Source organism: Streptomyces qinglanensis, assembly GCF_900111245.1.
In the GTDB taxonomy this organism is placed as follows: Bacteria; Actinomycetota; Actinomycetes; order Streptomycetales; family Streptomycetaceae; genus Streptomyces; species Streptomyces qinglanensis.
On record NZ_FOGO01000009.1, the window covers coordinates 210,533 to 235,209 of the forward strand.

Annotated in this window: 18 protein-coding genes and 2 pseudogenes; 11 read left to right on the top strand and 9 right to left on the bottom strand. The window is 68.8% G+C overall.

Going from position 1 to position 24,677, the window contains the following annotated elements; genetic code table 11:
- The first annotated feature begins 49 nt into the window (after nucleotides 1-49).
- The 5 genes and pseudogenes from BMX65_RS20185 to BMX65_RS34330 all read left to right on the top strand — a co-directional run.
- On the top strand, nucleotides 50-2,881 hold the full coding sequence (locus BMX65_RS20185) for an ATP-binding protein (protein WP_075001741.1): 2,832 nt from the start codon (nucleotides 50-52) through the stop codon (nucleotides 2,879-2,881).
- A gap of 960 nt (nucleotides 2,882-3,841) precedes the next feature.
- The gene (locus BMX65_RS20190) at nucleotides 3,842-4,543 is read left to right on the top strand and encodes a ferric reductase-like transmembrane domain-containing protein (protein ID WP_075001742.1); all 702 of its coding nucleotides are present in this window, start codon (nucleotides 3,842-3,844) and stop codon (nucleotides 4,541-4,543) included.
- Between the two features lie 275 nt (nucleotides 4,544-4,818).
- Entirely contained in the window at nucleotides 4,819-6,327 is a 1,509-nt protein-coding gene (locus BMX65_RS20195; protein WP_162637669.1) for an FAD-dependent oxidoreductase, read from the top strand.
- Nucleotides 6,324-6,569, top strand: coding sequence for a hypothetical protein (locus BMX65_RS32510; RefSeq protein WP_143081866.1), 246 nt, complete (start codon nucleotides 6,324-6,326; stop codon nucleotides 6,567-6,569). Before BMX65_RS20195 ends, BMX65_RS32510 begins: the two co-directional genes overlap by 4 nt.
- 346 nt (nucleotides 6,570-6,915) lie before the next feature.
- Nucleotides 6,916-7,051 (top strand): annotated as a pseudogene (locus BMX65_RS34330) (IS5/IS1182 family transposase); the annotation flags it as partial.
- A gap of 147 nt (nucleotides 7,052-7,198) precedes the next feature.
- Here the strand turns inward: BMX65_RS34330 and BMX65_RS20205 are convergent.
- The 6 genes and pseudogenes from BMX65_RS20205 to BMX65_RS20225 all read right to left on the bottom strand — a co-directional run bounded on the left by BMX65_RS20205 (nucleotide 7,199) and on the right by BMX65_RS20225 (nucleotide 14,291).
- On the bottom strand, nucleotides 7,199-9,304 hold the full coding sequence (locus tag BMX65_RS20205) for a hypothetical protein (protein ID WP_143081867.1): 2,106 nt from the start codon (nucleotides 9,302-9,304) through the stop codon (nucleotides 7,199-7,201).
- Nucleotides 9,305-9,316: 12 nt separating this feature from the next.
- A complete protein-coding gene (locus BMX65_RS20210; protein ID WP_075001745.1) occupies nucleotides 9,317-9,769 on the bottom strand; it encodes a hypothetical protein in 453 nt (150 codons plus the stop codon).
- 2,243 nt (nucleotides 9,770-12,012) lie between these two features.
- Nucleotides 12,013-12,525 (bottom strand): hypothetical protein, encoded by a 513-nt coding sequence (locus BMX65_RS32515; RefSeq protein WP_143081868.1) that lies wholly within the window; start codon nucleotides 12,523-12,525, stop codon nucleotides 12,013-12,015.
- A 442-nt stretch (nucleotides 12,526-12,967) separates the two neighbouring features.
- Nucleotides 12,968-13,399, bottom strand: coding sequence for a hypothetical protein (locus BMX65_RS20215; protein ID WP_075001746.1), 432 nt, complete (start codon nucleotides 13,397-13,399; stop codon nucleotides 12,968-12,970).
- Nucleotides 13,400-13,423: 24 nt separating this feature from the next.
- Nucleotides 13,424-13,603 (bottom strand): annotated as a pseudogene (locus tag BMX65_RS34335) (RHS repeat-associated core domain-containing protein); the annotation flags it as partial.
- Nucleotides 13,604-13,787: 184 nt separating this feature from the next.
- The gene (locus tag BMX65_RS20225) at nucleotides 13,788-14,291 is read right to left on the bottom strand and encodes a hypothetical protein (protein ID WP_239502108.1); all 504 of its coding nucleotides are present in this window, start codon (nucleotides 14,289-14,291) and stop codon (nucleotides 13,788-13,790) included.
- 90 nt (nucleotides 14,292-14,381) lie between these two features.
- On the opposite strand from BMX65_RS20225, the gene BMX65_RS20230 reads away from it, so the two are divergent.
- On the top strand, nucleotides 14,382-14,915 hold the full coding sequence (locus BMX65_RS20230) for an SMI1/KNR4 family protein (RefSeq protein WP_075001837.1): 534 nt from the start codon (nucleotides 14,382-14,384) through the stop codon (nucleotides 14,913-14,915).
- A gap of 131 nt (nucleotides 14,916-15,046) precedes the next feature.
- Here the strand turns inward: BMX65_RS20230 and BMX65_RS20235 are convergent, their stop codons facing one another.
- Nucleotides 15,047-15,640: an Abi family protein gene (locus BMX65_RS20235; protein ID WP_204357577.1), complete on the bottom strand. Its 594-nt coding sequence runs from the start codon at nucleotides 15,638-15,640 to the stop codon at nucleotides 15,047-15,049.
- Between the two features lie 397 nt (nucleotides 15,641-16,037).
- Here BMX65_RS20235 and BMX65_RS32980 point away from each other — a divergent pair, with 397 nt between their 5' ends.
- The 3 genes from BMX65_RS32980 (at nucleotide 16,038) to BMX65_RS20250 (ending at nucleotide 18,601) form a co-directional block, all read left to right on the top strand.
- Nucleotides 16,038-16,394: a hypothetical protein gene (locus tag BMX65_RS32980; RefSeq protein WP_177214305.1), complete on the top strand. Its 357-nt coding sequence runs from the start codon at nucleotides 16,038-16,040 to the stop codon at nucleotides 16,392-16,394.
- A gap of 246 nt (nucleotides 16,395-16,640) precedes the next feature.
- Nucleotides 16,641-17,138 (top strand): DUF3592 domain-containing protein, encoded by a 498-nt coding sequence (locus BMX65_RS20245; protein WP_075001747.1) that lies wholly within the window; start codon nucleotides 16,641-16,643, stop codon nucleotides 17,136-17,138.
- 86 nt (nucleotides 17,139-17,224) lie between these two features.
- The gene (locus BMX65_RS20250) at nucleotides 17,225-18,601 is read left to right on the top strand and encodes a PIN-like domain-containing protein (protein WP_075001748.1); all 1,377 of its coding nucleotides are present in this window, start codon (nucleotides 17,225-17,227) and stop codon (nucleotides 18,599-18,601) included.
- A gap of 578 nt (nucleotides 18,602-19,179) precedes the next feature.
- Here BMX65_RS20250 and ychF read toward each other — a convergent pair.
- The gene (gene ychF / locus BMX65_RS20255; RefSeq protein ID WP_075001749.1) at nucleotides 19,180-20,268 is read right to left on the bottom strand and encodes a redox-regulated ATPase YchF; all 1,089 of its coding nucleotides are present in this window, start codon (nucleotides 20,266-20,268) and stop codon (nucleotides 19,180-19,182) included.
- Nucleotides 20,269-20,702: 434 nt separating this feature from the next.
- On the opposite strand from ychF, the gene BMX65_RS34175 reads away from it, so the two are divergent.
- On the top strand, nucleotides 20,703-21,380 hold the full coding sequence (locus tag BMX65_RS34175; RefSeq protein ID WP_338068946.1) for a DUF6542 domain-containing protein: 678 nt from the start codon (nucleotides 20,703-20,705) through the stop codon (nucleotides 21,378-21,380).
- Nucleotides 21,381-21,671: 291 nt separating this feature from the next.
- Here the strand turns inward: BMX65_RS34175 and BMX65_RS20265 are convergent, their stop codons facing one another.
- Nucleotides 21,672-22,709: a 4-hydroxy-3-methylbut-2-enyl diphosphate reductase gene (locus tag BMX65_RS20265; protein ID WP_075001751.1), complete on the bottom strand. Its 1,038-nt coding sequence runs from the start codon at nucleotides 22,707-22,709 to the stop codon at nucleotides 21,672-21,674.
- Nucleotides 22,710-23,080: 371 nt separating this feature from the next.
- Here BMX65_RS20265 and BMX65_RS20270 point away from each other — a divergent pair, with 371 nt between their 5' ends.
- Nucleotides 23,081-24,589 (top strand): APC family permease, encoded by a 1,509-nt coding sequence (locus BMX65_RS20270; protein WP_075001752.1) that lies wholly within the window; start codon nucleotides 23,081-23,083, stop codon nucleotides 24,587-24,589.
- Nucleotides 24,590-24,677 lie beyond the last annotated feature (88 nt).

Here is a 24,677-nt window from a genome sequence, read left to right on the forward strand (position 1 = left end):
TGAACAGGCGCCGCGCATCGAGAGATCTCCCTATTTATATGCTGGCGCCGTGGTGGCGCAGCGCGTGGTCAGTCCGGTGTTCGTCGGCCGGGGCGAGGAGTTGTCGGCGCTGGCGGCGGCGCTGGACACCGCTGTCGAACAGGGTCCGGCCGTGGCACTGCTGGCCGGCGAGGCGGGGATCGGCAAGTCACGGCTGCTCGCCGAGTTCACGCGGTCGCTGGGCCCGGCGGTCCGGGTGGTCGGAGGCGTCTGCGCGGAGCTGGGCCGGGACGCGCTGCCGTACGCACCGCTCGTGACAGCCCTGCGCACACTGATCCGTGTCGAAGGGGTCACCCCCGGCCCCTACCGTCGGCTGGCCCGCTGGTTCCCCGAGCTCGGCGAGAGCGGAGACGGGCCCGAAGGCGGCCGGCACCGGCTGTACGAGGAGGTGCTGGCGCTGATCGAGCGGGTGGCCGCCGACCGGCCGCTCGTCATCAGCGTCGAGGACCTGCACTGGGCGGACGCCGCCACCTGCGAACTGCTCGGCTTCCTGGTCAGAAACCTGACCCGGCCCAGGGTGCTTCTCGTGCTGACCCACCGGCCGCCCGGATCCGGACCGCTGCTGTCGGAGCTGGCCCGCCGCCCGGGCACCGTCCGGCTGCGGCTCGACCGCTTCGACGAAGGGGACGTGGGCCGCCAGCTGACCGCCATCCTCGGCACCGAACCCGACCCGGCCACCGTGGGCCGCATCCATGGACGCAGCGACGGCAACCCCCTGTTCGTCGAGGCACTCGCCCACGCCGAAGGGCGGCCCGGGGACGGCACCCGGGCCGTGGAAGCCGCGCCGCCCCTGGACGGCACAGGGGACTCCGACGCCGCGCGGACCCCGGAGGGCGCGCGCGACCTGCTGCTGGACGGCCCGCGGTCGCTGCGGAGTCCGGCCCGCGCGCTGCTGCGCCTCGCCTCCGTGGCGGGCGTGCGGGTCGGCCACCGCCTGCTGGCCGAGGTGGCCGGGCGGGACGGGGCCGAGCTGGACGTCCTGCTGCGTGAACTCGTCGACCGCAGCCTGCTGGTCGCGGCCGACGACGGCTACGCGTTCCGCCATGCCCTGATCCGGGACGCGGTGTACGAGGACCTGCTGCCCGGCGAGCGTGCGCGGCTGCACGCCCGCTACGCCGAGGCACTGCGCGACGGGGCGGCCCCGGCCGAGCTCGCCGCGCACGCCCACGCCGCCGGGGAGCGCGGCCTCGCCCGGTCGGCCGCCTACCTGGCCGCCGACCGGGCACGCCGGTCGTACGCCTATGCCGAGCAGGTCCGCCTGCTCGGCATGGTCCTCGACCTGTGGGACGCGGACGTCCGGTTCGACACCGACCGGATCGGCGTACTGACCGACGCCGCCGAGGCGTGCATGCTCAGCGGCGACTACGCCCGCGGCATCGAGTACGCGAGCGCCGGGCTGGCCGCGGTGGACGAGCGGCGGGAGCCCGAGCGCACCGCCCTGCTCCTCGAACACCGGGGCAGACTGCGGCACCGGCTGAACGCCACCGGTGTCGAGGACTGGGAACGCGCGCTGGAACTGCTGCCGCCCGGCAGTTCCCGGCGCGGCCGGCTGCTCGGCGTACTGGCGATGGGCCTGCTGCCCGAAGTGGACCGGGCCCGCGGACCGTTCGAGGAGGCGCTGACCATCGGCCGGGCCACCGACGACGCCCTCGTCACCGTCCGCGGGCTGCTGGGCGTCGGCTCCCTGAGCGGCGACCTCGGCATGCTGGCCGAGGCCCGTGCGCTCGCCGAACACCTGGACAGCAACGACCTGTTGCTGACCGTGCCCATGTACGAGGCCACGCTGCACACCAGAGCCGGCGACCACTCGCGCGCCGCCGAGGTCGCGGACGACGGTATCCGCCTCGCCCGCCGCTACGGTCTGGGCCGCAGCCGTGGAGCCGAACTGGCTCGCCACACGGGAAGCGGACTGATCCTGGCCGGGCGGTGGGACGAGGCGGCAGCCGTGCTGGAGGAGAGCCTCCGCCTCGATGCCCCGCCGCAGTCGCGGCGGGGCCTGCGCATCCTCGCCGGCCGGCTGTCGCTGCTGCGCGGTGACCTGACGGCGGCGGCCGAGGCCGCGGCAGCCGTGGAGCACTCCGAGGGCGGGAGCCTGTTCGCCCGCCATCAGCTGCTCTGCCTGCTCGCCGTCGCGCAGGGCGACCCGGAGCGGGCCGACCTGCTCCTGGAACGGGCGCTGAGCGATCCGGCACTCACCCGGATCCACAGCAGCGACGCCCGGCAGGTCCTGGTCGCCGGTGCCCTGGCGCAGCGGGCCCGGCTGTCACCGCGGCCCGGCCGGGAGCTGCGGGAGCGTGTCGCGGCCCGGCAGACCCAGCTCGCGGCGGCCGACGCCGCACTCGGTGTGGACGGGGCCCTCGACCAGGCGTGGCAGACCATGCTCCGGGCGCTCGTCGAGGACGACGGCTGGGACCACGCGGTCACCGCCTGGCGCCGGCTCCGGCAGCCGTACGAGCTGGCACTGTGCCTGTTCCACAGCGCGCAGGCCCGGCCGGCCGCGGACGACCGGTCCGCCGCCACGGCCCGCCTGCGGGAGGCCGCCCGGCTGGCCGAGGACCTCCGCGCCGCGCCGCTGGCCCGGCAGATCGCCCGCCTCCTGCGACCGGGCCCGGCCCAGGAGGGGCTCACGCAGGGACTCACGCAACGCGAGCAGGAGGTGCTCCGGCTGCTCGCCGAGGGCCTGAGCAACCGGCAGATCGCCGCCCGGCTGCACATCTCCCCGAGCACGGCGGGCGTGCACGTCTCCCACATTCTGACGAAGCTCCACGCGGCGACCCGCACCGAGGCAGCGGCCATCGCCTTCCGCGACGGACTGGCCGGCTCCGGCCACGGGGGCGGCTGAGGCCGGAGGAGGCTCCTCGGCGGCGCGGCCTCCGCTGCGGCCGGAGGAGGGGGGAACACCCCCGTCGTCATCGGTACACATCGGCTCAGTCAGCTCGAAGTCAGCTCGATCAGCTCAGTCGGCTGTGCCGGGCTCCACGACGGCACTCGGCCGGTGAGCCCGCTCGCCGGGGTGATCACGTCGAATGCGCCGTCGTGTGCGGAACCGTGGCCCGGAGAAGCGGCACTCACCCGCGAAATCACACCACTGCGGCCCGGCAACCAGCGTATGGGGGGCAATCTTCTACGCATTGCCCGGAACCCGGGGCCGCCACTCACGTGCACTGCACGGGTACGGCACATGCTGAGGGCATCGAGAGTCCGCCCCGGCCCTCTTCGGTGCCCCGCCTCCGCAACTGCCGCACATCACCGGCGTCGTATCGAGCGGGCCCGGTTCCAGGGACAGGTGTAGGCGGCATCTCCCGACCGGGTCGGAAGTACCGTTCCCGCACGGCTCCTCGGAAGTACCGTTCCCGCACGGCTCCTCGGAAGTACCGTTCCCGCACGGCTCCTTCGCGGAGCCCAGCCCGAATGCCGTTGGTCGAAGAATCAACAGCACCCCCCGGCGGGGGATTCCGCAGGAGGATTGCACATCACCCGGCGGGTGTACAGATCTGCTCGGGTTCCCGCAGCGTCGGCCTGCATGTGGGCGGGCACCTGTCGCCGCACGGCGGCGGATCCCCGCGATGCCGCTTGCAGGCCGGTGCGCATGGTGTACGGTCTCGAAGCCACGTGGCCGGTGCTTCCGATCAGACGGCGATCCGACCTGCTCCGGAAGTACCGAGAGTGCACTGTGGGACCTCGGCGTCCCGCCCGCATTCTCACCGCGGTTATCCGACGGGGGTGGACTCGATCGAGGTTTTCGGAAATGGGAAGAACTTTCATAGCGGCCCCCCGCAGTTGGCGAAGACCCCGTTCAATTGTGCTGGGTGCCACGGCGCTGGTGCTGCTCTTCACGGCAGCCATTCTGCTGGCTCCGGGCGCGCATGCCGCCGGGATGTCGGATGCCATACCCGGCTCTCCTTTGGACGCCCATCGCAAGCAGATTCCGTACGACAACGGGGTACACAAGATCGCCCGGGTGACGGCGCTTGTCGCCTATGCCTTGATGGTGGCCACCGTATTGTTCGGCTTCCTGCTGCGGCTGCGATTCCTGCAGCGGGCCATCAAACGGTCCACCGCCTACGGGGCTCATATGTCCCTGGGCCTCTCCGCGCTGATCTTCGGCGCGATGCACGGTCTGACGTTTCTGTACCAGCCCGTCTGGCGCATCGGCGTGAGCGAACTGATCACGCCCTTCAGCGCGGAGCTGCAACGCTTCCCGGTCGGTTTCGGAGTCCTCGGCACCGAACTGGCCGTCGCTGTCACCTGCGCGCTCTGGCTGCAGCGGTGGCTCGGGTACCACCGCTGGTTGAGGTTCCATCAGTTCGCCTACGCAGCTTTCTTCCTGGTATGGCTGCACGTCTTCACGGTGCACCCGGAGCCCCGCCATCTCGGGCTTGTCGCGGTGCTGGTGGCCGGTGGCGCGACGGCCTGTCTGCTGCTGTTCCTGATCCGGGTGTTCCCTCCCCGATCCCGACAGCGCCAGGAGTCCGCACGGCTCGCTGAGGAGATCTACCGATGACCTCGCCCTCCCCGGACGCACAGCCGCAGACTTCGCCCGGAGCCGTGCCGCCGAGGGCATATCCACCGCCTCCGCATCCACTCTTCGCCGAGCGATCGCCCGTTCCCGGACTCCAGCAGTCTCGCGGACCCCAACCGGTCCAGCCGTTCCCCCACGCGCCGGAACAGGGGGACGCCCACCCTGTGCCGGGCGCCGATCCGGGAACACCAGCGCACCGGAGTACCGACACGGCGCCGATCCGGTCCGACGTGGTACCTCCGCACGGACCGACGCTGGTGCCCGAGACGGAAGCCGTGCGGGTCAGCGTCGACAACAACCGCTGTCGCATCTACGGGATCTGCCAGCAGGAGGCGCCCGAGGTCTTCCGGATCTCCCGCGGTGGTTCGCTGCACTACACCCGCAACGTACCCGCCGACTACGCCGCGCAGGCGCGCCAGGCGGTGCGCTGCTGCCCGATGCAGGCGATAGACATCAGTGGGCGCACCGCAGCCGGGCACAAGGACAGGCCGCCCCGGCGTCCGCGGAGCGGATCCGCGACCCGCGTCACCCAGCAGCGCATCGTGGTGGCCGGAGGCGGTCTCGCCGGGTTGAGCGCCGCGACCCGCCTGCGGGAGCGCGGCTTCGAGGGCGAAGTGGTCCTGGTGAGCGAGGAGGGCCGGCAGCCCTACAGCCGGCCGCCGCTGTCCAAGCAGTACCTCGCCGGGACGGTCCGCGCGGAGCAGTTGACGTTCTCGGGCGCGGAGACACTCGACGCGCACTGGCTCCTGAACACTCCAGTGGTGGGCCTGGACGTCCGCGACAAGACCCTCGAGCTGCGCGGCGGGGAGAGCCTCCCGTTCGACGGACTCGTGATCGCCACCGGCGTGGATGCGAAGCGACTCCCCGAAGCGCCCGTCTTCAGCGACCGGGTACGGACGATCCGTACCCTCGCGGACGCCGCCACTGTTCAGCGAGCCATGCACGCGGCCAGGGCCCGACGGGTGGTGATCCTCGGAGGCGGGTTCGTCGGCTGTGAACTGGCCTGTACGGCAGGCCAGCAGGGCATGGACGTCACGCTGGTGACGCACAGCGCCCCGCTGCTCCGCCGGGTGCTCGGCTCCCGGGTCGGCGAGGTGGTCGGCGCGATCCACCGACGCGCGGGAGTGAACCTGCGGTTCGGCACGCAGGTGACCGACTGGGTGGACGAGGGTGACGGACTGACGCTGCGATTGGATTCCGGCGAAGTGCTCTCCTGCGACTTCGTGGTTCTGGGCCTCGGCAGTGTGCCGCGCACCGAGTGGCTGCGCGGCAGCGCACTGGAACTGTCCGACGGGGTGCTGTGCGGCCCGACCTGCCATGCGGTCGACGTCCACGGCCGCCCGGTGCCCTGGATCGTGGCCGCGGGCGATGTGGCTCGGTGGCCGAATGCCCGGTTCGGCTCGGAGCCCTCTCGCGTGGAGCATCTGATCCATGCGGTGGAGATGGGACAGCATGCCGCGGACTCGTTGCTGCTCGGTCCGAAGAGCGCGAAGCGGTTCAGCCCGGTGCCGCGCTTCTGGTCGGAGCAGCACGGCGTCCGCATCCAGGCAGTGGGCATGCCCGGCCTGGGAGAGGAGGTGGACATAGTGGAAGGTTCGCTGCGTTCGGAACGCTTCGTGGCCCGCTACTCGCGGCGCACCGCCTACGGCCGCCAGGTCGTGGCAGCGGTTGCCTTCGACATGCCGCTCGAGTTGCTGAGGTACCGGGACACCATCGGCCGCGCGCGTCCGCGTGCGCTGGCCGGGGGCAGGAGGAGACGCCGATGAGCCGCCACCGAAGCCGTAGACGCCGCCATCAGACGCCGCACGAGGATCTGCTGACCCGGGCGCGGAACATACCCGCGCGCTGGCATGTGCGATGGCTGCTCATCCTCGTGGTCGTGGCGGTCGCCATGTGGACCTACGGGCGGCTGCTGATGACGGCGGGTGCCATGCCGCCGAGCAAGGTTCCGGCCGTGGGGCACCAAGACGCGACATCCCGGCCGACGGGGCTGTCCGGCACCGGATGAACACCTTCCGCCTGCACCGGGACGGCGCGTACCGGCGGCGCACAGCAGTCCGAGCAGCGCAGTTCCCGGGTACCGAGCCCGGCAGATCCGGACCGTGGCCGTCGGAGGAGTGCGAGGGCAGGGGCGAGCATGCGCACGATGGCGGCCGTTGCGGAAGGGGGGTCGGCCATGGCTCGTCGCCCTTCTCAGCAGCCGCGGACCGAGTGGGGACAGCATCGCTCCGGGTGGCCGGCAGGCGTGATCGACGGAAACGCCGGGGCGGGCTGCTGCGCCGTGGACACCATGGCTCCGCATACCTGCTGGATGGCTCCGGATACCTGCTGGACGGCTCCGCATACCTGCTGGACGGCTCCGCGAGCGGGGCATCGCCCCGGAGATCGCGCGTCGCGGACAGGCCCACGGCGCGGGGCCGGGCCGCGTCCGGTGGGGCGCCGAATCCGCCCTCGCTCCTCTCCATGGCCCGCGTCGCCCACGCGTGCGGGGAGGGGGGAGTCCCGTTCGCGGCGGCGGAGTGGCACATCCGGGCTCTGTCGCTCACGCGTGCGGGGGCCCGCGACGGCATCCAGACTTCCTCGGACTCGCCCTCTGCATGCACCTCGCCCACAGGTTCCCAGCTCTCTGAGGGAACGCTATTCCCCCACCAGGACGCGCTCCGCGTTGTGCTTACCCGCATCTGCCGCCGTGTCGATCTTGTACAGCACGCCCTTCTCCGTGTCCCATTCGTCGTCACTTCCGGCATATTCGGCGTTCTCTCGCAGCCAGAGGCGTGCGAACGCACTGATCTGCCGCCCTCGCCCGGCGCTGACGGATTTCTTCTCCAAAGTCCCGTCCTCGGCGATCTGGTCCTGCTCGTCCTCGGTCCAGAACTTGCTGACGGCAAACGCGGTGTTGGCTATGTGCGCGCTGAAGGGGGCGATCTTGGGGGCGGTGGATGCCTCGGCGACCCCGAAGTACGTCCAGAAGCTCTTCTGGCCGGCGGACTCCTGCTCGGCCGCCGTCATCTCGTCGATGGCCTGGTGGCGGGCCTCCACCTGGAAGCCAAGGGCCCGTCCGACCTGTTCCGCGCTCAGCGTCGGGTGATCCTTCCGGGTCATGATGTCGTGGACCATGGTCTGGTTCATGGCCTGGTTGAGCGCGGCGTAGCCTTCCGGTGACCGGGAGATCTGCTTGGTTATCTCCATCAGCTTGCCCTGGTCGAGCGGGGTGGGTTGGCCGTAGACCGTGTTCATCGTCTCGTACGTCTCGTTCCCGTGATTGCCGAGGAGAAGCGCCATGTCCTCGCGCAACTCGGGCATCATGTCGTTCTTCTTCACCGCGAGACGGTCGAAGATGTTGTGGAACGCCTTGTTCTGAGCTGAGGTGTGCTCGAGGTACTCGGCGCGCGGGTCACCGGGGTTCATCCCGCTGCCACCCGCGTAGAGCGCGTCTCCCAGAGCCTCGGCCGCGCGATTCTTGCCGTCCCCCAGTTGCGGGTTGTCAGGGAGATATGTGCGGTCCTTGAGGTAGTAGTCGGCCGTGTCCTCGTTCTCGAACAGCTCCGTGGCGAAGTCCGGGTTGTGACTGGCCGCCTTGAGGAAGCCGGCCATCGGGTCGGCGCCCCGCCCCGAACTGGACGGATCAAGGTCGCTCCACGACCCGAACCACGCCCTGCCCTTGTCCCCGATCGTCTCGTCGTACTCGCGAAGCTCCTTCCCGTAGTCGCGCAGGAAGTCCGTGTCGAACCTGCCCTTGCCCATGAGGCTGCTCATGAGCTGGAATCCGGACGGGTCGTGCTTCGGGTGGCCGGGGTTGGAGATCGGCCTGGGGCCGAGCCACAGTATGTCGTCCTTCCACTTCGCTATGGCCGGGCCCTTCTCCCGGGACGCGGTCGCCAACGTCATGCCCAGGTTGTCCCGCAGTCGGACCAACTGCTTGCCACGCGCGGTCTCGTTCGTGATCTCGGAACCGTCGCCGCACATCATCCGCCAGAACAGCAGGGTGTCCTTCGCCCCCAGTTGTGTCGTCAACCGCTTCGCGAAAGCCGGATTGCTGCGCTGGAGTTCGGCCAGATCATTGAACGAGTCAAGCTTGGTCAGGCTGGCGCTGTCGCCGTTCTTCGCCTGCTTGTACAGGTCGCGGACCTCGTCGATGGCCTTGTCGGCGTCAGCCCGGCCGACGATCTTCCGGATGTCGTCGTAGCTGCCGTAGTCGGCGCCGGAGAAATCATGCGCGTCCTGCACCAGGAGACGCAGCCCTTCGGCGAGGTCGTGCTGCGTCGAGGCCGCCGCTTTCAGCACCTTCTCGATCCGCGCCCCGGCAGCCTTGATCTTCTCCTCCGCCGCCTTCCGCTTGCCCTCGTCGGTATAGTGCTTGGAGTCGCTGACGGTGCCGTTACCCGAGACATGCAGACCCTCGTCGCGGATGTCCTCGACCTTCTTCTGCAGATCCGACTGGTGTTTCTGCATCCGCTGACGGGAGAGCTTGACCGCCAGGTGGATGCTCTTGGCCTGTTGCGCCGCATCGTGGAACTCGCGAGCCACCTCGACGACGAACTGCTTACTGAGATCGGCGTTGGCACCTGTCCAGTCGGCTCCCGTGGCCTGCTTCTCCAGTCTCACGACATCAGCACCCTTGCCCTCGCCGGTGGCGATGTCGTGGAACTCGTCCTTGATCCCCTTCCACTTGGTGATGGCAGTGTCCAGCTTGGTGAGCTTCAGCTCACTCAGATCGCGGTACGACACCATTTCGGCGGTCACGGTTGAGGCCCCTCAGGTTCGCTTCGTGTCGGAGTCGTTGTGGAAGTACTTGGTGATCTTGGAGGGGTTCTCCATACCGAGAACGATGTCGCGTTCGTCCTTCGCATGGGCCTTGCGTGTGAAGTCCAAGTGGTTCGAGATCAGTCCGAAACCGTTCTTGAGCGTGGTGACCTGTGTGTTCCAGTTGTCGTTCACCTTCAGCAGAGCGTCGGAGAGATCGTCGAATCCGCCCTCGTTGAGCAGGTAGATCGCGGCAGCGTGCGTCTCGGAGCGGGCGTCGTCCGCTTTCTTCTTGACACGGCCGTGCAGCTCGAAGGCCATGTTGCCGATCCTTCCCAGCTCGTCGTCATGCACCGTGAGATCAGCGTTCGATCCGCCGCCGGGCCCCTTCGCCCCGTCCAAGCGCATCCGCGCAGACTTCTCCCCCGCCGCCTTGTGGGCCGCCCATTCCTGCTCGAACGACATCCCGTTCCTCCCCCGCGTACGGGCCCGTGAAAGGCCCTCGGATTCAGGCCCTCACGGCGTGGGCCCGATGACAGATCCACCGACTTCCCACTGTTCTCGATGACCGCTGTCGACGATGCACAGGCGCATCGCGGGTCAGGGCCGGCCCTCCGGTGGTTCCGCCGCTGTCCACGAGCTCCTGGTCGCCGTTGCCGAGCAATGCGACGATCACATCGCGTCGACGACACGCCACGAGGTTCCGTGGCGTACTACCGACGGGCGGCCGAGATACTGCAACAGCGGCTGCTTGCGCCTGAAATACGAAGTCCAGCAGGCGGACGCCGCGGCGCGGAAGGTGATTCGACCAGTTCGAAAGTCGGGACGAGACCCGTGAAAACCATTCCGCCGGCCTCGATCCCGCACGAGGGCCCGTCAGTCTGCGGTGCCCGCGGCGGCCCCTGCCGGCTCGTTCGGTGTGAAGTCCCTGCCCACGGGCAGGCCGATGGCCCGTCTGTCGCTTCGGAGGGCGCCGGTTTCCACGGCTCCGGACGAGCGGTGCTCGTCATGCCCCGTTCGGGCCACCCCGATGAGTTACGACAGCGACCGGATCCCAGAGACGGACACCACCAACCGGGCACCCGCCTCGGGTACGGCTGAGCGCCAGTGAGCGCTCTGGCGGACCAGTTGGCCTCCAAGCGAGGGCGCGAATGCTGTTGGACGTTCGACTGCATCGGTGGCATCCGCACCGATCGTGACGGAGCACGGCTTCCCGGCGCCGGCGCCGCAGTCGCAGTCGCAGTCGCAGTACGCCACGACCGGTGAGCTGCCCTCGACAGCGGCGCAGCGAAACCGCCGTCACCGGCGGAATCGCACCGCTGAGGTTCGGTGTCCAGCGCATGGCCCGGCAACCGTCGACGGACCGCTCACAAGCCTCCTGAACCACGGCGCTGACCACTTGTGTTCACCCGGGTGCGAGAAGAAGCGTCGACCCCACGCGCGCCGAATGCAGCAGGCAGCCGGACCGGCCGATCCGCACACAGGTCGGCGCAGGGACCAGCGCCCAGTCTCCAAATCTGCCCCGCTCAGGGCAGGCGGGTCCTCCACGACCGCGACTCGACCGAGCGGGGAAACCACGACGCGCTACCGGACCACAGCTTGGCTCACGCCGGCCCTCCCCCTGTTCGACCTGCGCTCCCTGGCGGCCGCCATGCCACTGAGACGCCCCGAACGACACCCGGCCCGAACAGGCTCATGGACCATCCACCCGTGGCACCGGCTCTCTGCCACCATGGACCAATGACAAGGATCCACAATGACAAAGAACTGGCAAAGCCCCACTAGCAGGGCAGGTCAGGAAGTGTGGTCCCCGCGCGAGCGGGGGTGGTCCCTCGTAGTCCGGTTCCTTGACCAGCCTCAGGGCGTGGTCCCCGCGCGAGCGGGGGTGGTCCGGAGTGGAAGCGGCCGCTGGTGGTGCCGTCCTGGTGGTCCCCGCGCGAGCGGGGGTGGTCCGTCGCCGTTCTGCTGGCACGCGAACCCGCCGAAGTGGTCCCGGCGCGAGCGGGGGTGGTCCGTGGCGGCGTCTCGCCGACGAGCTAGTCGCCAAACACTGCCCTGAAGCCGACAAGGAGCCGGGGCGCCGTTCGGCGGGGTCCGGCAACCGCGCAGCAGGCAGGCGCCCATCACGGCCCATTCCGAGGACAACCGTCCGCTTATACCTGACTGTGCGTCAAGTTCGACCAGCGCATATCCAGCGACCGTACGGACAACGACAGGTGATGACAGGTGACGCGACGTATCAGTTTCACCCAGCGACCAACCAGCGAAGGAAGACCCAGCGGGGTGGGCCCAAAATGGGCAAACCCCGCCTGACCTGCTAGTTCGACTGGGCAAGGAAGGCCAGTCAGCCGTGCTCGCTACACATTGAAGCGGAACGTCGACGGCATCGCAGTCACCTGCGAAAACGCGCCGCTGCGGGACAGTAAGCAGCACACAACCAGCAACCGTCGACGGTCCACACGCAGTTCAACGTGGGATAACCGCGGTCTCCGCATCTCTCCTGCTCGGGGCAGGGAGTTCCTTCGTGTTTGCAATACAGAAGGACCCCCGTGCACGGGTGACACGAACCACTGCCCGCACCCGCAGGGTTGCCGCTCCCAGACACGAACATGTCGCTCTGGGAATCGCGTGCCCAGGCACGAAGCCCTACACGGATGTGACGTGTCGTGGTTGAACTCGGACGCGACTCAAGCCGCACGTCAGAGTTTTCACGGATGCGACTCGTAATTTTCATTTAGCAGGTATGAGGGTAGTTTGCCTTGGGCTGCCGTGCGGACATACTGCAACCTTTCGGCTTCTTCTTCCATCAGAGCTATGATTTCGTGGGAATAAACTGCAGCGTCCATTGAACGCCCAGAGGTGATTTCTTCGTAAAGTAGCCACTTGCCGCCTCGGATGACGTCCAGGCACTGGGCTGCCACAGCGTCTTGTTCACCGCACGCCAGGGATTGGAGGACTTCCAGAAGGTTACACCGGTGGTGGACCGGCACTCCAACTGCGAGAGCACTCATCACCATCGAGGCCGTGGCCACGGCCGGGGCCATCAGGTTCGACTGGATGTAGGCATGGTTGTCCGCCCAAGTAGCACCGGCATCATCTGAGGGCACTTCCTCGGAAAGTGAAACGAGAAAGTCGCGGGGGATATGGTCAGCAGTCCTGTGACAACCACATGGCAAGGCAGACCAATTGAATCGGAGAATCTCAACCTGGAGCATATTCATGATGTCTCTAGAAGTTACCTTCACCCCAGGGGCCTGGAGATTTGCGACGAGCGCCTTTTCGAAATTGAAAGGGGCTCGAATAGTCTACCTGACAGCTCTCACAGACGGGTTTGGGCTTGACGAAAATCCCTTCACCGGTCTTCCTCACGGTATAGGCGTTTGTGAATCTCACCTTCGTGATGTCACCGCCGAGGGCGAGGCACACGTTACCTTCCGCGCAGTAGGCCATACCCGGGAAGCGTCCTCCAGAGGATGCGACCGCGATCTCGCCGGTCCTTGTGTTGTATCCGCCTACGTACGTGCGAGTGCCTGTTCTCCTTGTGTAGTTCTTGAGGGCGAATCCCTCGATCAGGCCCTCAGCTCGCTGCATCTGGCTCGCGTGGCTCCAGTTGGGTGGGGCGCTGTGCGTTTCGACAACGGCGGGGGTCTTCCCCGCCGGGCCTCATGCCGAGGGAAGCTGGGGCATGTCCAACTGGAGTCCACTTGCGCGCGCCGTGGGCGTCTTGCGCAGGGATGCCTTGAGGCTGCTCCAGGCGGGTCCGGTGAGGTTGGCGGCGCCCCCTCCGGTGGCGCCGATGAGGAGGTCGGTGGGGGTGGTGGGCTGGCATTGGACGGTGTTGACGGCCCAGGTGTATCCGGCTCCGACGCCTGCGTTGACGAGGGTGGAGGTGAGGTAGGCACGGCCTCCTTGGAGGCCCATGGCGGCGGAGAAGCTGCCGCCTGCGGGGGCGAGGAAACCCGCGCCTGCACCGATCAGGGCGCCTTTGCCGCTGGCTTTGGCGAAGTCGCGCCAGTTGAAGTCGTCCCAGTGGTTGAGGGTGTAGCTGGTGCCGCCGATGAGTCCGCCGATGGTGCCTCCGCCGATGATGCGCACGCACGGCGGGCACAGGCCGGAGGGGTCGGACTGGTTGGCGGGGTCGTTGTCGGCGTAGGCGTAGGGGGACTGGTTGGCGCTGTCCGGGCCCGCACGGATGGGGTCGGTGGTGGTGAAGCGGTGCTGGGTCGGGTCGTAGCTGCGGGCGCGGAGCAGGAGTCGGTCGGGCAGGACGGGGTCTTGGTACTGGCCGGTGTAGCCGAAGGCGCTGGGCTGGCCGCTGCCGCTGCCCTTCTCGCTGTCGTTCTTGCGTGCAGCCCGAGCACCTGGCCGAGGTCACGAGGTGGGTAGCGCAGCTACGCACAGCCCGCGCCACCTGACGACTGATGCCCTCGCTGCCACGAGCAGCGAGGGCATCAGGGTGCGCTGCGGGCCCTGCACCAGGGGGCTACTGCCACAAGTCCGCTCCATCGCGCCCACTCGGGTCCATGGCCAAGAGATCTTCGTGCAGGCCCGAGAGGGCTCGACCAGTCGGGGCGCCGTCTTCGGCTGACTCCATGACGCGCCAGCCGACATCGATGCCCGATACGTTCACATCACTCCCGGTGTCGAGCTCATCGAGCGTTGCGCACACTGCCTCGTAGGCGACCGCTCGCGCCAGGCGAGCGAGATCCTCCTTGTTCGCCCCAGCAGCAAGGATCCGCTGGGCGACAGGAAGCTGATCGATGGCCTCCGGCTCGGCCCAACCGCCGATCGGACCGCGCCACAGACTTCGCAGCAGCATGAACCGCGCGAGGTGTGGAAGGTCCTCGCAGATCTCCGACTTGGCCCAGTCGCCGGCATCGGCTGCGCCGAGTGCTTCGAATCGCGCGCGCAGCGACTCCGCTGCCGCCCTTCCACGCGCGTCCAGACTGTTCAACCAAGCCTGCCACTCGTTTGAGGATTCACTCACCGTGACACCATGCCCCATGCGTACCTCGACTGGAGATCCGCCAGCACTATCAGCAGCTTGGCAGTCCATGCCGATCGCTACTCTGTTCGCATGACCGTGAACGGAGATCGCCAGTTCCCCGCCGCGCTCGCCGCTGCCATGGCGGTCCGACTCGAGTGCCTTGGCGAGGATGGTGTCCACTTCGAACCCTGCGAGTCCTTTCTGACTGCCGATGAGACCACCGAGTGGTTCCGCGCGTGGACAGGCAACAGCGAACTGAACGGCGACGGCTTCCGCGTATTCGGCCAGGACGGCACCGGCGGGAACGCAGCGTTCTGGCTGGTTCGTCCAGGTCGGGAACTGGTGGAGCAGCCCGTTGTCTTTCTTGGGTCCGAAGGAGAGACAGGCGTTGTCGCTCGCGACCTGGGTGCCTTCCTGTGGCTGCTGGCTGACGGCTTCGGCCCGTGGGAAGCAGCCACCTCGTATGAGCCCGAGCCTGATTGGGCTCCCCAGATCAATCGCGACCTGACGGCCATCGCGGAGCAGTTCGCTCCGGACCGCCGCGCCCCGGCAACGGCGATCATTGCGCAAGCCACACAGGAATTTCCTGACTTCGACGACACCATCATGAAGCTCTGCCGTTGAGCCGGGGCCCGATGCCCCGCCACGAGAGGCGTGGCGGGACATCGGGCCGGGGTCAGCGGTGCCGACCGTGCTCTTGTGATGCCTTCCGCGCCGCTCCCCGTGCTTGGGGATCGCCCCTACTCAGGACCGATTCACGCCCTGTGATCGCGCGGGCTCTGAGGCCGTGCCAGTCCCTCCCAGAACAAGCAGTCGCGAGGGTACTGCTTGACGACCTGCGGGAGCACCGGATCAGCGACCTTGCCGCGTATGGCCACGTCGTCGAGCGAGGCAATGACATCGAGAACCGAACGCGGCTCGAACTGTCCCGCCAGCCGCTTCGCCTTGCTACGCACGTTGTTCGGCGTAGGGCCGGCGTCGAGAACCGAGTGATGCCACAACCGGCTGTGGTGGGCGCACCGGTTGCGCAGGTAGACCGACCTCACACGGCAGGCGAACCCGGCCGTCGCGACCCCGACGTTGGTCGCCACGGCATCGGCCAGTGCGCCGCTGGCTCCGCGCTCGATGGCCTTGGACAGCGTTCCGAACGAGCACGCTTCAACGGCGGACCACACGGGCAGCTTGCTGTGGTCGACACGGTCACCTTCGGTACCCCTGTACCGAAGGATGTGGCGGTCTTTGCTCCGGTCGATGTCACGCAGGCACGACTCGACACAGGTCCTCTGTACGCGGACCGAAGAAATCCACGTCTTCCAATGCTGACCTTCTTCCTTCTTGCACAGCTCCACTGACCGTCGTGGCCGGCCGTGGCCCCGGGGCGTATCCGCCGGGAAACGGCCAGGTCTTCGGAAGTCAATTCCTAGCAGCCGGCCGAGACGATTCCCCGGCCCGGACCGCCGGGGCCGTATCGGGCGGACCAGCCGACGGCCCGGACCGGTAACCGGAACCCTCGGCATTCGAGGAGCGTGCTGCTCGTCGGCGGCGGAGGCGGCCAGGGACGTCCTACTAGTGGCGTGGACTGCTGCAATCGGAGCTCGGGCGCCGGGTAGCCCGCAATCCTGCTCGCTTCCGAAGAGATCTCCCTTCTCGCCGAGATGCTGCAACAGCCCTGCTGACGCCCGGAATGCGGAGTCAAGCAGGTGGACACAACTGCGTAGAAGGTGATTCGATCGGTTTCGAAAGACGGTGCACGAAAGGCAGATTCGTGATCACATCCCGCTGAGCGCGGACACACTGGCAGCCATCCGGTTCGCGGTTTCCCCACGGATGCAGGCCGGCGCCTTGCTGCATCCGTCCCGGCCGCGAGCCATGGGCGACGACTCCCTGTCATATGGCGAGGGTCAGCAGCGTGCTGTAGGAACATCGAATGCATCTGCGGGCCGCAGTACGCCAGTTGATGCAGACACGGTCATCCACTGGTACGGCGAGCACGAGACGAGCTGGCTGTTGCGCCGGGTCCTGCCGCGCTACCTCCAGAAGTTCATGCAGGGCATAGCCGAAGGGCTGGCCCGCTACGCCGAGGAGCGCAAGCCGACACAGTGAGACCTGTGCTGCGGTGCGCGTTCAACCGGGGCCCGCCCATCGATCAGGAGCCTCTCCCAGCATCCGCACCGTGCCCCCGGCACCGCCCAGCAACACTGTCTGACCGGCGCCTGGTTCGGGCAGAACGGCCGCTTCGCCGGGACAGTTTGGTCCCCTCCACTTCGCTCAGCCCCCGGGCCGCCGTGCCCGCCCTGTCGTGCCTACGCTGCTCCTGTCCCACCGCCGCTGATTCGGACGGTCCTCCTCGTGCCTCTCTCCTTCGAATTCCTGTTGCTCCCAACGGCCCTCATACTGCTCGGCAGTGTCATGAGCGCATTGGGATGCCGTGCCTTCCTCCGAAACCGGAGCCTGCGCCGGAAGGGCGCGAGGGCGGAGGGGGTGGTGATCCGCTTGCAGTGCACCACGATGAGATCCCCCAGTTCGGGCTCCTCAAAAGTCGGGTACTTCCCGGTCATCGCCTGGACGACGGCCGACGGACGCCCCATGGAGACCGACGACCGGGTAGTCCGCGAGCTTCACCACAGCCCGCCGCCCGGCACCCCGGTCACGGTCTACTACGACCCGGCGGACCCATCCCGCTGGATGGTCCCCTCCACGGCCGCGCTCGTGTACTGGCTCCTCGGTGGAATCGGGGCGGTGTTTGCAGTGGCCGGCGTAGGGATCCTGCTGGCAATGGTGTTCTGGGGATCCTCGATGGAAAAGTGCGATTCGGGTCCGAGCGGCTACAGCACCTCGTGTCCCTGAAAGCTGGCGGGCTGACTCGCTGCACCAGAGTTCCGAAGAGGGATATCATCCAGGCGGGCGTTGTGGTTCAGACGGTGCCAGGGGGCATGGTGAGTTCAGAGCACGGTGAATCGCGCGGGTTATTCAGTGGGTTCGAGGGCTACCGGACGCCGGCACCGACGGAAGTCCGTGCGGCCCTGGCTCACGGCGTCGTCGTCGTGGATACCAACGTGCTGGTCGACCTCTACCGAATGAACCGCCAGGTTCGCGAGGACATGTTGACGGTGCTGGAGGCGCTCAGTGACCGCCTGTGGGTGCCGCACCAGGTACTCATCGAGTTCTGGCGCAACCAGCAGCAGCCTGGCGTACTCGGACACCATCACGTCCAGGCGCGCGACACCCTCACTGCCATGACCAAGGCGCACAGCTCGATCGGAGATTCCCTCAAGCGCTGGGCACGAGCAGTCCACCTGTCTGAAGACGCCCCCATCCGTGACGAGTTGAACCAGCTCGAGGGAGAGCTTGACGCAACACTGTCAAGGCTCCGGGAGGTACTCGAACGACAGGCCAAGGTCGACCAGGTGCCGGGTGCACCGGACACATCGGCGGACCCGGTAATCGGCAAGCTGGAGGGGCTGCTCCAGGGCAAGGTCGGGGCTGCGCCAACGGACGAGCAGCTCGTTCGCTGGATTTCGGAGGCCAGGGAGAGGGCGCAGCGCAGGCAGCCGCCGGGCTTTCGTGACTTTGACGATGGAAAACCCGACCAGACGGCAGCGGGCGACTACATCGTGTGGAGGCAGCTCTCCGCAGAGGTGGCAGCGCGCGGCAAGGACGTCGTTTTCGTTACCAGGGATCTTAAGGAGGACTGGTGGCGGACCCTGGCGGTGTCCGGTGATCGCTTGCCACGCATTGAGCTCGTACACGAACTGCGCGCCGAGACAGGACAGCAGCTGTACATGCTGGAGCCGAGCGGTCTGCTCGACTTGGCCCAGGATAGCCTTGATCTGCGTGGGCGAGTGGCGAGCACCTCAGTCGACGCGCTGCGCCAGATGGAGAGCGAATCGAGCACCATCGAGTGGTCGGAGGAGACGCTTTGCTACCTGCTCGCCACGCTTCAGCATCAGTCCCCTGTCAGGTTCCAGGTCCTGCTCCAGGCCGGGCGCGCCAACGGCTTCGTCGACAGGGAGACCGTCTATAGGCTCGGAGGCTACGAGCCAAATCGGATGCTGCGCGGTTTCACCAGACCAGTAGCAACCGCCGCCCGCCGCCTTCAAGCGCTCGGACTCATCAGGGGAACACCGGAAGAGTTGCTGCGCGCCGTGTACGACGGCGATGTCCTAGCAGCGGGCTTCGACGTTCCCGATTACACCATCCCGATACTGAAGCGCATCGCGCAGAATTTTGACACGCACGGCGTTGTCACGCTGGAGACCGACACCGATGACGAGGACGCGGAACACGACTCTGAAGCCTGCGAGGATTGACATGCTGGGCGACCCTGCATTCGCCTCCGACGACGTCCACGGTTCCGAGTTCGACCACGGACGACGTATGCGGTCTCGATATCGACAAGCGCCCTCAACCCGCACGGAACCAGCGTGGAGCCGCTCCAAAAACTGCGATAGCCCGATCACTTGTTCGCGTTCAGGTCAGCGGCGTCAGCCGGGTCCGCCCCTGCACTGCCACTACGGCGCGAGTACGCAGGTCACCGTGGTGCGCAAGACCAGCTATGTTTTGTGCGGCCACGACAGTGACGGGGAACTGCGGCACCCGACACCTACACCGCCAGTTGCCCGTCAGGCACCTCTCAAGGGCGCGTGCTCCACCTGCAGGGAGGACGTCCTGCCCGAACGCCCCGCCCCCTTACCCGGGCCTCCATCCAGCACCGATCCAGCACCGATCCAGCACGGTACGGGTTTCCATAGGTGACGACAGGTGACGATGGGTCAGGAAATCCAGCACCGATCCAGCACGGGAACAGCGACGGGGTCGGCCCATAAGTGGGTCGACCCCTGCTGACCTGCACATTTGCCAGGTCAGCGATCAACTGCTGGAGCAGCCACTACACATTGAAGCGGAACTCCACCACGTCGCCGTCGCGCATGACGTAGTCCTTGCCTTCCATGCGGGCCTTGCCTGCGGAGCGGGCCTCGGCGACCGAGCCGGTCTCCAGGAGGTCCTCGTAGGAGATGACCTCGGCCTTGATGAAGCCCTTCTGGAAGTCGGTGTGGATGACGCCGGCGGCCTCGGGGGCGGTGGCGCCCTGCTTGATGGTCCAGGCGCGGGCTTCCTTGGGGCCGGCCGTGAGGTAGGTCTGGAGGCCGAGGGTGCGGAAGCCGACGTGGGCGAGGGTGGCGAGGCCGGGCTCCTCCTGGCCGACGGTCTGCAGCAGCTCCAGCGCCTCCTCCTCGTCCAGCTCGGCGAGGTCGGCCTCCAGCTTGGCGTTCAGGAAGACGGCCTCGGCGGGGGCGAGGAGGGCGCGCTGCTCGTCCTTGAAGGACTCGTCCGTCAGTTCGTCCTCGTCGACGTTGAAGACGTAGATGAACGGCTTGGTGGTGAGCAGGTGCAGCTCGTGCAGCGGCTCGGCGCGCTCGGTGCCCTGGGCGATGCCCGCGGAGAAGAGGGTGCGGCCCTCCTCCAGAATGGCCTGCGCCTCCTGGACGGCCTTGACCTGCGGCTGCTTGTCCTTCTTGACCCGCGCTTCCTTCTCCAGGCGGGGCAGCACCTTCTCGATCGTCTGGAGGTCGGCCAGGATCAGCTCGGTGTTGATCGTCTCGATGTCGTCCTTGGGCGAGATCTTGCCGTCGACGTGGACGACGTTGTCGTCCTTGAACGCGCGGATGACCTGGCAGATCGCGTCGGACTCACGGATGTTGGCGAGGAACTTGTTCCCCAGCCCCTCCCCCTCGCTCGCGCCCCGCACGATGCCCGCGATGTCGACGAAGTCGACGGTGGCCGGGAGGACGCGCTGGGAGCTGAAGATCTCGGCGAGCTTGCCGAGCCGGGGATCGGGGACGCCCACGACGCCGACGTTCGGCTCGATGGTGGCGAACGGGTAGTTGGCCGCCAGCACCTCGTTCTTGGTCAGAGCGTTGAAAAGGGTCGACTTGCCGACGTTCGGCAGGCCGACGATTCCGATCGTGAGCGACACGTGGCGACTACTTCCCGTTGCCCCTGGCGGGGGTTCTCCGTAGAGGGGTCTCTTGGCGGACAGGCGGCCCGGAGGCCGACCACCCAGTCTACGGGCGACCGGAACCGCGCTTCCCCTGCGTCGGCCGTACGGGACCAGGGCGGGATCAGTGCAGGGTCGTGCCGGTGCGGCCGGCGGTCCAGGGGTGGCTCGGAGGCGGCTGAGCAGCCGCCCGGCGCCGAGCGGCCCGCCGAGCCGGGCCCCGTGCGGGGAGGGCGTCCGACTGCTGCCTGGACGGCGACCGGGCTGCCGGGTGGTCTCCCGGCAGTCGGTACGGCCCGGCCTGTGCACGGATCCGGCAGACCGGGTGGACGGGGTGCGCCGGACCGGCGCCTTTGGCGGAATCCGCGTGTTCATGACGGCCACCACGGGGCCGGACCGCCTACCGTGGCCCGGTGGAGCAACGCAGCGCGCGCACGACCCAGCACGATCCGTACGGGGCCCCTCCCCCGGGCAGCCGTGCCGAAGGCGGCGGTGCCGCCACCCGGCAGAGCCCGCGGCTCCCGCACCCGGCGGCGCCCGCCCCCGCACCCGCGTCCCCGGGCCGACGGGGGAAAGGGCAGGCTCGGTCCTCCGCCCTGCCGAGAGGCGCACCCCGGCGGAGTGCGGGCAAGCAGTCGGCAGGCGGGCGGCAGCGGACAGCTCGCGGCGGTGCGGCCCGGCGCGGGAATGCCCCCTCGGCACCCCGCCTGACCGGGCTGGGCGTCGGAGTGTTCGCCACGCTGCTGATGGTGCTGGTCGGGGGTCTGGTGGCCCTGATGCCCGGTGGGGCGCCTGCCTTCTACGGCATCGGGTTCGTCCTCGTCTCCATGGCCGCTGCCGTGTGGGTACGGCCTACGGAGCTGTTCACCGCTCCGGTCGCGGTACCGCTCGCCTACACGGCGGGGCTCTTCTTCGCCGGGGGTGCCGGGGACGGCGTCGTGGGAGTGCTCCAGAACGTCTTCACCGGGCTGGCCGTGCACGCGGGTTGGCTGTACGCGGGCACCGTGGCGGCGGCGCTGATCGCCCTCGTACGGAGGACGGCCCTCGGCCTGGAGCAGCGCCGCAGCCGGCGGCGCGCCGCGGCAGGGTGACGACAGTCGGCCGGTGAAGCGGCAGGGGATGCGTCCGGCCCCGGGCCTGGCGGCACGCGGGGCTCGGCCGGAGGCTTGACCGCCGCTCACGGGCTCGCCGGGTCGGGCGGGGCCTGCCGACGGGGCCGCGCCTCTCGCCGGCGAGCCCCTTCCCGACTCCAGGTGCAGCCGACCCCGCGGGCCCGTGTACGGCCAGGCCCGCGGGCGATCGGCCCCGCGGGCGATCAAGCCCCGCTCGGCCGGAAGCCGGGCCGCTCGGGCCCGCGGGCGGGGTCAGGCTCGCGGCCGGGGTCAGGACCGGGTGCGGTCCGCGGCCTCGGCGCGCAGGTCGCGGCGGAGTTCCTTCGGGAGCGAGAACTGCATGTGCTCGTCGACGGGCTTGACGATCTCGACCTCGTCCCAGCCGCGCTGCGCCAGCCACTCCAGGACGCCGTCGACCAGGACCTCGGGGACCGAGGCGCCGGAGGAGAGGCCGATCGTCTCGACGCCTTCCAGCCACGCCTCGTCGAGTTCTTCCGCGTTGTCGACCAGGTGGCCGTCCTTGGCACCGTGCGTCAGGGCCGTCTCCACCAGGCGTACCGAGTTGGAGGAGTTCTTGGAGCCGACCACGAGGACCAGGTCGGCCTCCGCGGCGACCTGCTTGATCGCGGTCTGGCGGTTCTGGGTGGCGTAGCAGATGTCGTCGCTGGGCGGCGAGAGCAGATTCGGGTAGCGGCCCTTGAGCGCGTCGACCGTCTCCATGGTCTCGTCGACCGAAAGAGTGGTCTGGGAGAGCCACACCACCTTCTCGGGGTCGCGGACCTCGACGTTCCCCACGTCTTCCGGGCCGTCGACCAGCGTGATGTGGTCCGGCGCCTCGCCGCTGGTGCCGATGACCTCTTCGTGGCCCTCGTGTCCGATCAGGAGGATGTCGTAGTCCTCCTTGGCGTACCGCACGGCCTCCTTGTGCACCTTGGTGACCAGGGGGCAGGTGGCGTCGATGGTGGCCAGCTTGCCGCGCTCGGCCTCCTCGTGGACGGTGGGCGCCACCCCGTGCGCGGAGAAGATGACGATCTCGCCCTCGGGCACCTCGTCCGTCTCCTCGACGAACACGGCACCCTTCTTCTCCAGGGTCTGGACCACGTACTTGTTGTGCACGATCTCGTGCCGTACGTAGATCGGAGCGCCGTACTGCTCCAGTGCCTTCTCCACGGCGATCACCGCGCGGTCCACGCCCGCGCAGTAGCCGCGGGGCGCGGCGAGCAGGACGCGGCGGCGGCCCGGAGCGGCGGATTGCGGTGCGGTGGTTTCCGGTGCGTCGTCGGGCCTGCGGGCGGGCGTACCAGTCATGGCTCCATCGTAAAGGCCGTGCTCGCCTCGTTCCGGGGGCCGCCCGCAGCGGCGCGGGCGGCGGAGGCACTCGGCGGGAGCAGATGTGCGCGCCGACTCCGGTGTGCGCCAGGGGCGCGGTTGTGCCGGCGCGAGCCGGTCACCCGGCGCGAGCCCGCTACCCGGCCCCAGCCCGTTCCGCGGCGCACTTCCGTACCGCCCCAGAGCCCATTCCCCGGCACGAGCCCGATCCGCGGCACGAACCCGTCCCGCGGGGGAGCGCGCTGCACGGCGGGAGACGCTGCGCGGCGGGAGCGCTTGGCGCGGTCGGGTTGCGCCGCTGGGGCGCGTTGTCCGCTGCTGATGGATGCGCTCTGCGGCAAGCTGGGCCCATGCCTGGAGCCCGCTCGCGCACGGCCGACCTCCTGGGGGACAGCCCGGACGGTGCACTGCGGCGCAGTCTGACGCTGCGCGACCTGATCGTCTACGGTCTGCTGTTCATCGCACCGATGGCACCGGTGGGCATCTACGGTGCGCTGGACGCACGCAGCCATGGCGTGGTGCCGCTGGTGTACGTGGTGGCGACGGTGGCGATGTCGTTCACGGCCTTCTCGTACGCCCGGATGATCCATACGGTGCCGCAGGCGGGCTCCGTGTACGCGTACGCGCGCGTGGGCGTCGGGCCCGGCGCCGGCTTCGTGGCCGGCTGGATGATGATGCTGGACTATCTGCTCATCCCGGCTGTCGCCTATCTGTTCTCCGGCATCGCCATGGCGCAACTGGTGCCCGAAGTGGACCAGTGGATCTGGACGGCCCTCGCCGTGGTGGTGACGACAGCGCTCAATCTCTCGGGGGTGCGGCGCGCGGCGGTGGTCGGATTCCTGGTGCTGGCCATGGAGATCCTGGTGCTGCTGGTGTTCGTGGCGGCCGCGCTGGTGGTGCTGGTGCAGGACGGTCCCGCGCGGGGCTGGCTCTCCCCGGTCACGGGGGACCGCGCCTTCTCGCTGACGGCCCTGCTGAGCGCGGTCTCCGTGGCGGTGCTCTCCTTCCTCGGCTTCGACGCCATCGCGAACTTCGCCGAGGAGGCGCGGGCCGGCAAGGGTGACCGCGCCACCCCGGTCGCCCGCGCCCTGGTGTGGTGCCTGCTGGTCACCGGTGTGCTCTTCGTCGTCCAGACCTACCTGGCCGCGCTGCTGTCGCAGGACTCCTCGCAGCGGCTCGCCGACGATCCGGCCTCCCAGGGTGCTGCCTTCTACACCGCGACGAAGGCGGCGGTCGGGGGCTGGCTGGAGACGACGGTGGCGGTGAGCAAGGCGATCGGTGCGGCGTTCGCGGCGCTGGCCGGGCAGGCGGCGGCCGCCCGGCTGCTGTACGCCATGGCGCGCGACCGGCGGCTGCCGCGGGTGCTCGCCGAGGTCGGCAACCGCACCGGGGTGCCGGGGCGGGCGCTGCTGCTGAGCGCGGTGCTGACGCTGTGCGCCGCGGTGTGGGCCGCGCGGGCCGCCGACGGTCTGGACCGCCTCGTCTCCGTGGTGGACATCGGCGCCCTCTTCGGATTCGGCATGCTGCACCTGTCGGTCATGGGCTACTACGGGCTCGGGCGGCGGGAGGGACAGCGCCCGGTGGGCCGGACCGCGGCGCCGGGAGGCTCGACACCCGGAGGTCCGGCGCTCGAAGGCGGCGCGCCCGGTGGCGCGGCGGGGCGACGGGGGCACGTGCTGTGGAACTGGGTGGTGCCGCTGGTCGGGCTCGGAATCATCGTCGCGGTGATCGTCACCGCCAATCGCGAGGCGCACTGGGTGGGCCTGGTGTGGCTGGCGGTCGCGCTGCTGGCGCTGGCGGTGCTGCGCCGGCGGGACCGGCGGGAGGCCGCGGCCGGGCGGGACACCGCTCCCGGCTGACCAGCGCGGACCGGACTGCCCGACCGGAACTGCCGGGGCAGAAGGACGCAGGGACAGAAGGACGCAAGGGCAGAAGAGCGGAGGGGGC

Coding starts and splice junctions, on each gene's coding strand:
- BMX65_RS32510 (WP_143081866.1), top strand. CDS start 6,324: ATGAGCCGCCACCGAAGCCGTAGACGCCGCCATCAGACGCCGCACGAG.
- BMX65_RS20210 (WP_075001745.1), bottom strand. CDS start 9,769: ATGTCGTTCGAGCAGGAATGGGCGGCCCACAAGGCGGCGGGGGAGAAG.
- BMX65_RS32515 (WP_143081868.1), bottom strand. CDS start 12,525: ATGAATATGCTCCAGGTTGAGATTCTCCGATTCAATTGGTCTGCCTTG.
- BMX65_RS20230 (WP_075001837.1), top strand. CDS start 14,382: ATGACCGTGAACGGAGATCGCCAGTTCCCCGCCGCGCTCGCCGCTGCC.
- BMX65_RS20250 (WP_075001748.1), top strand. CDS start 17,225: ATGGTGAGTTCAGAGCACGGTGAATCGCGCGGGTTATTCAGTGGGTTC.
- BMX65_RS20265 (WP_075001751.1), bottom strand. CDS start 22,709: ATGACTGGTACGCCCGCCCGCAGGCCCGACGACGCACCGGAAACCACC.
- BMX65_RS20270 (WP_075001752.1), top strand. CDS start 23,081: ATGCCTGGAGCCCGCTCGCGCACGGCCGACCTCCTGGGGGACAGCCCG.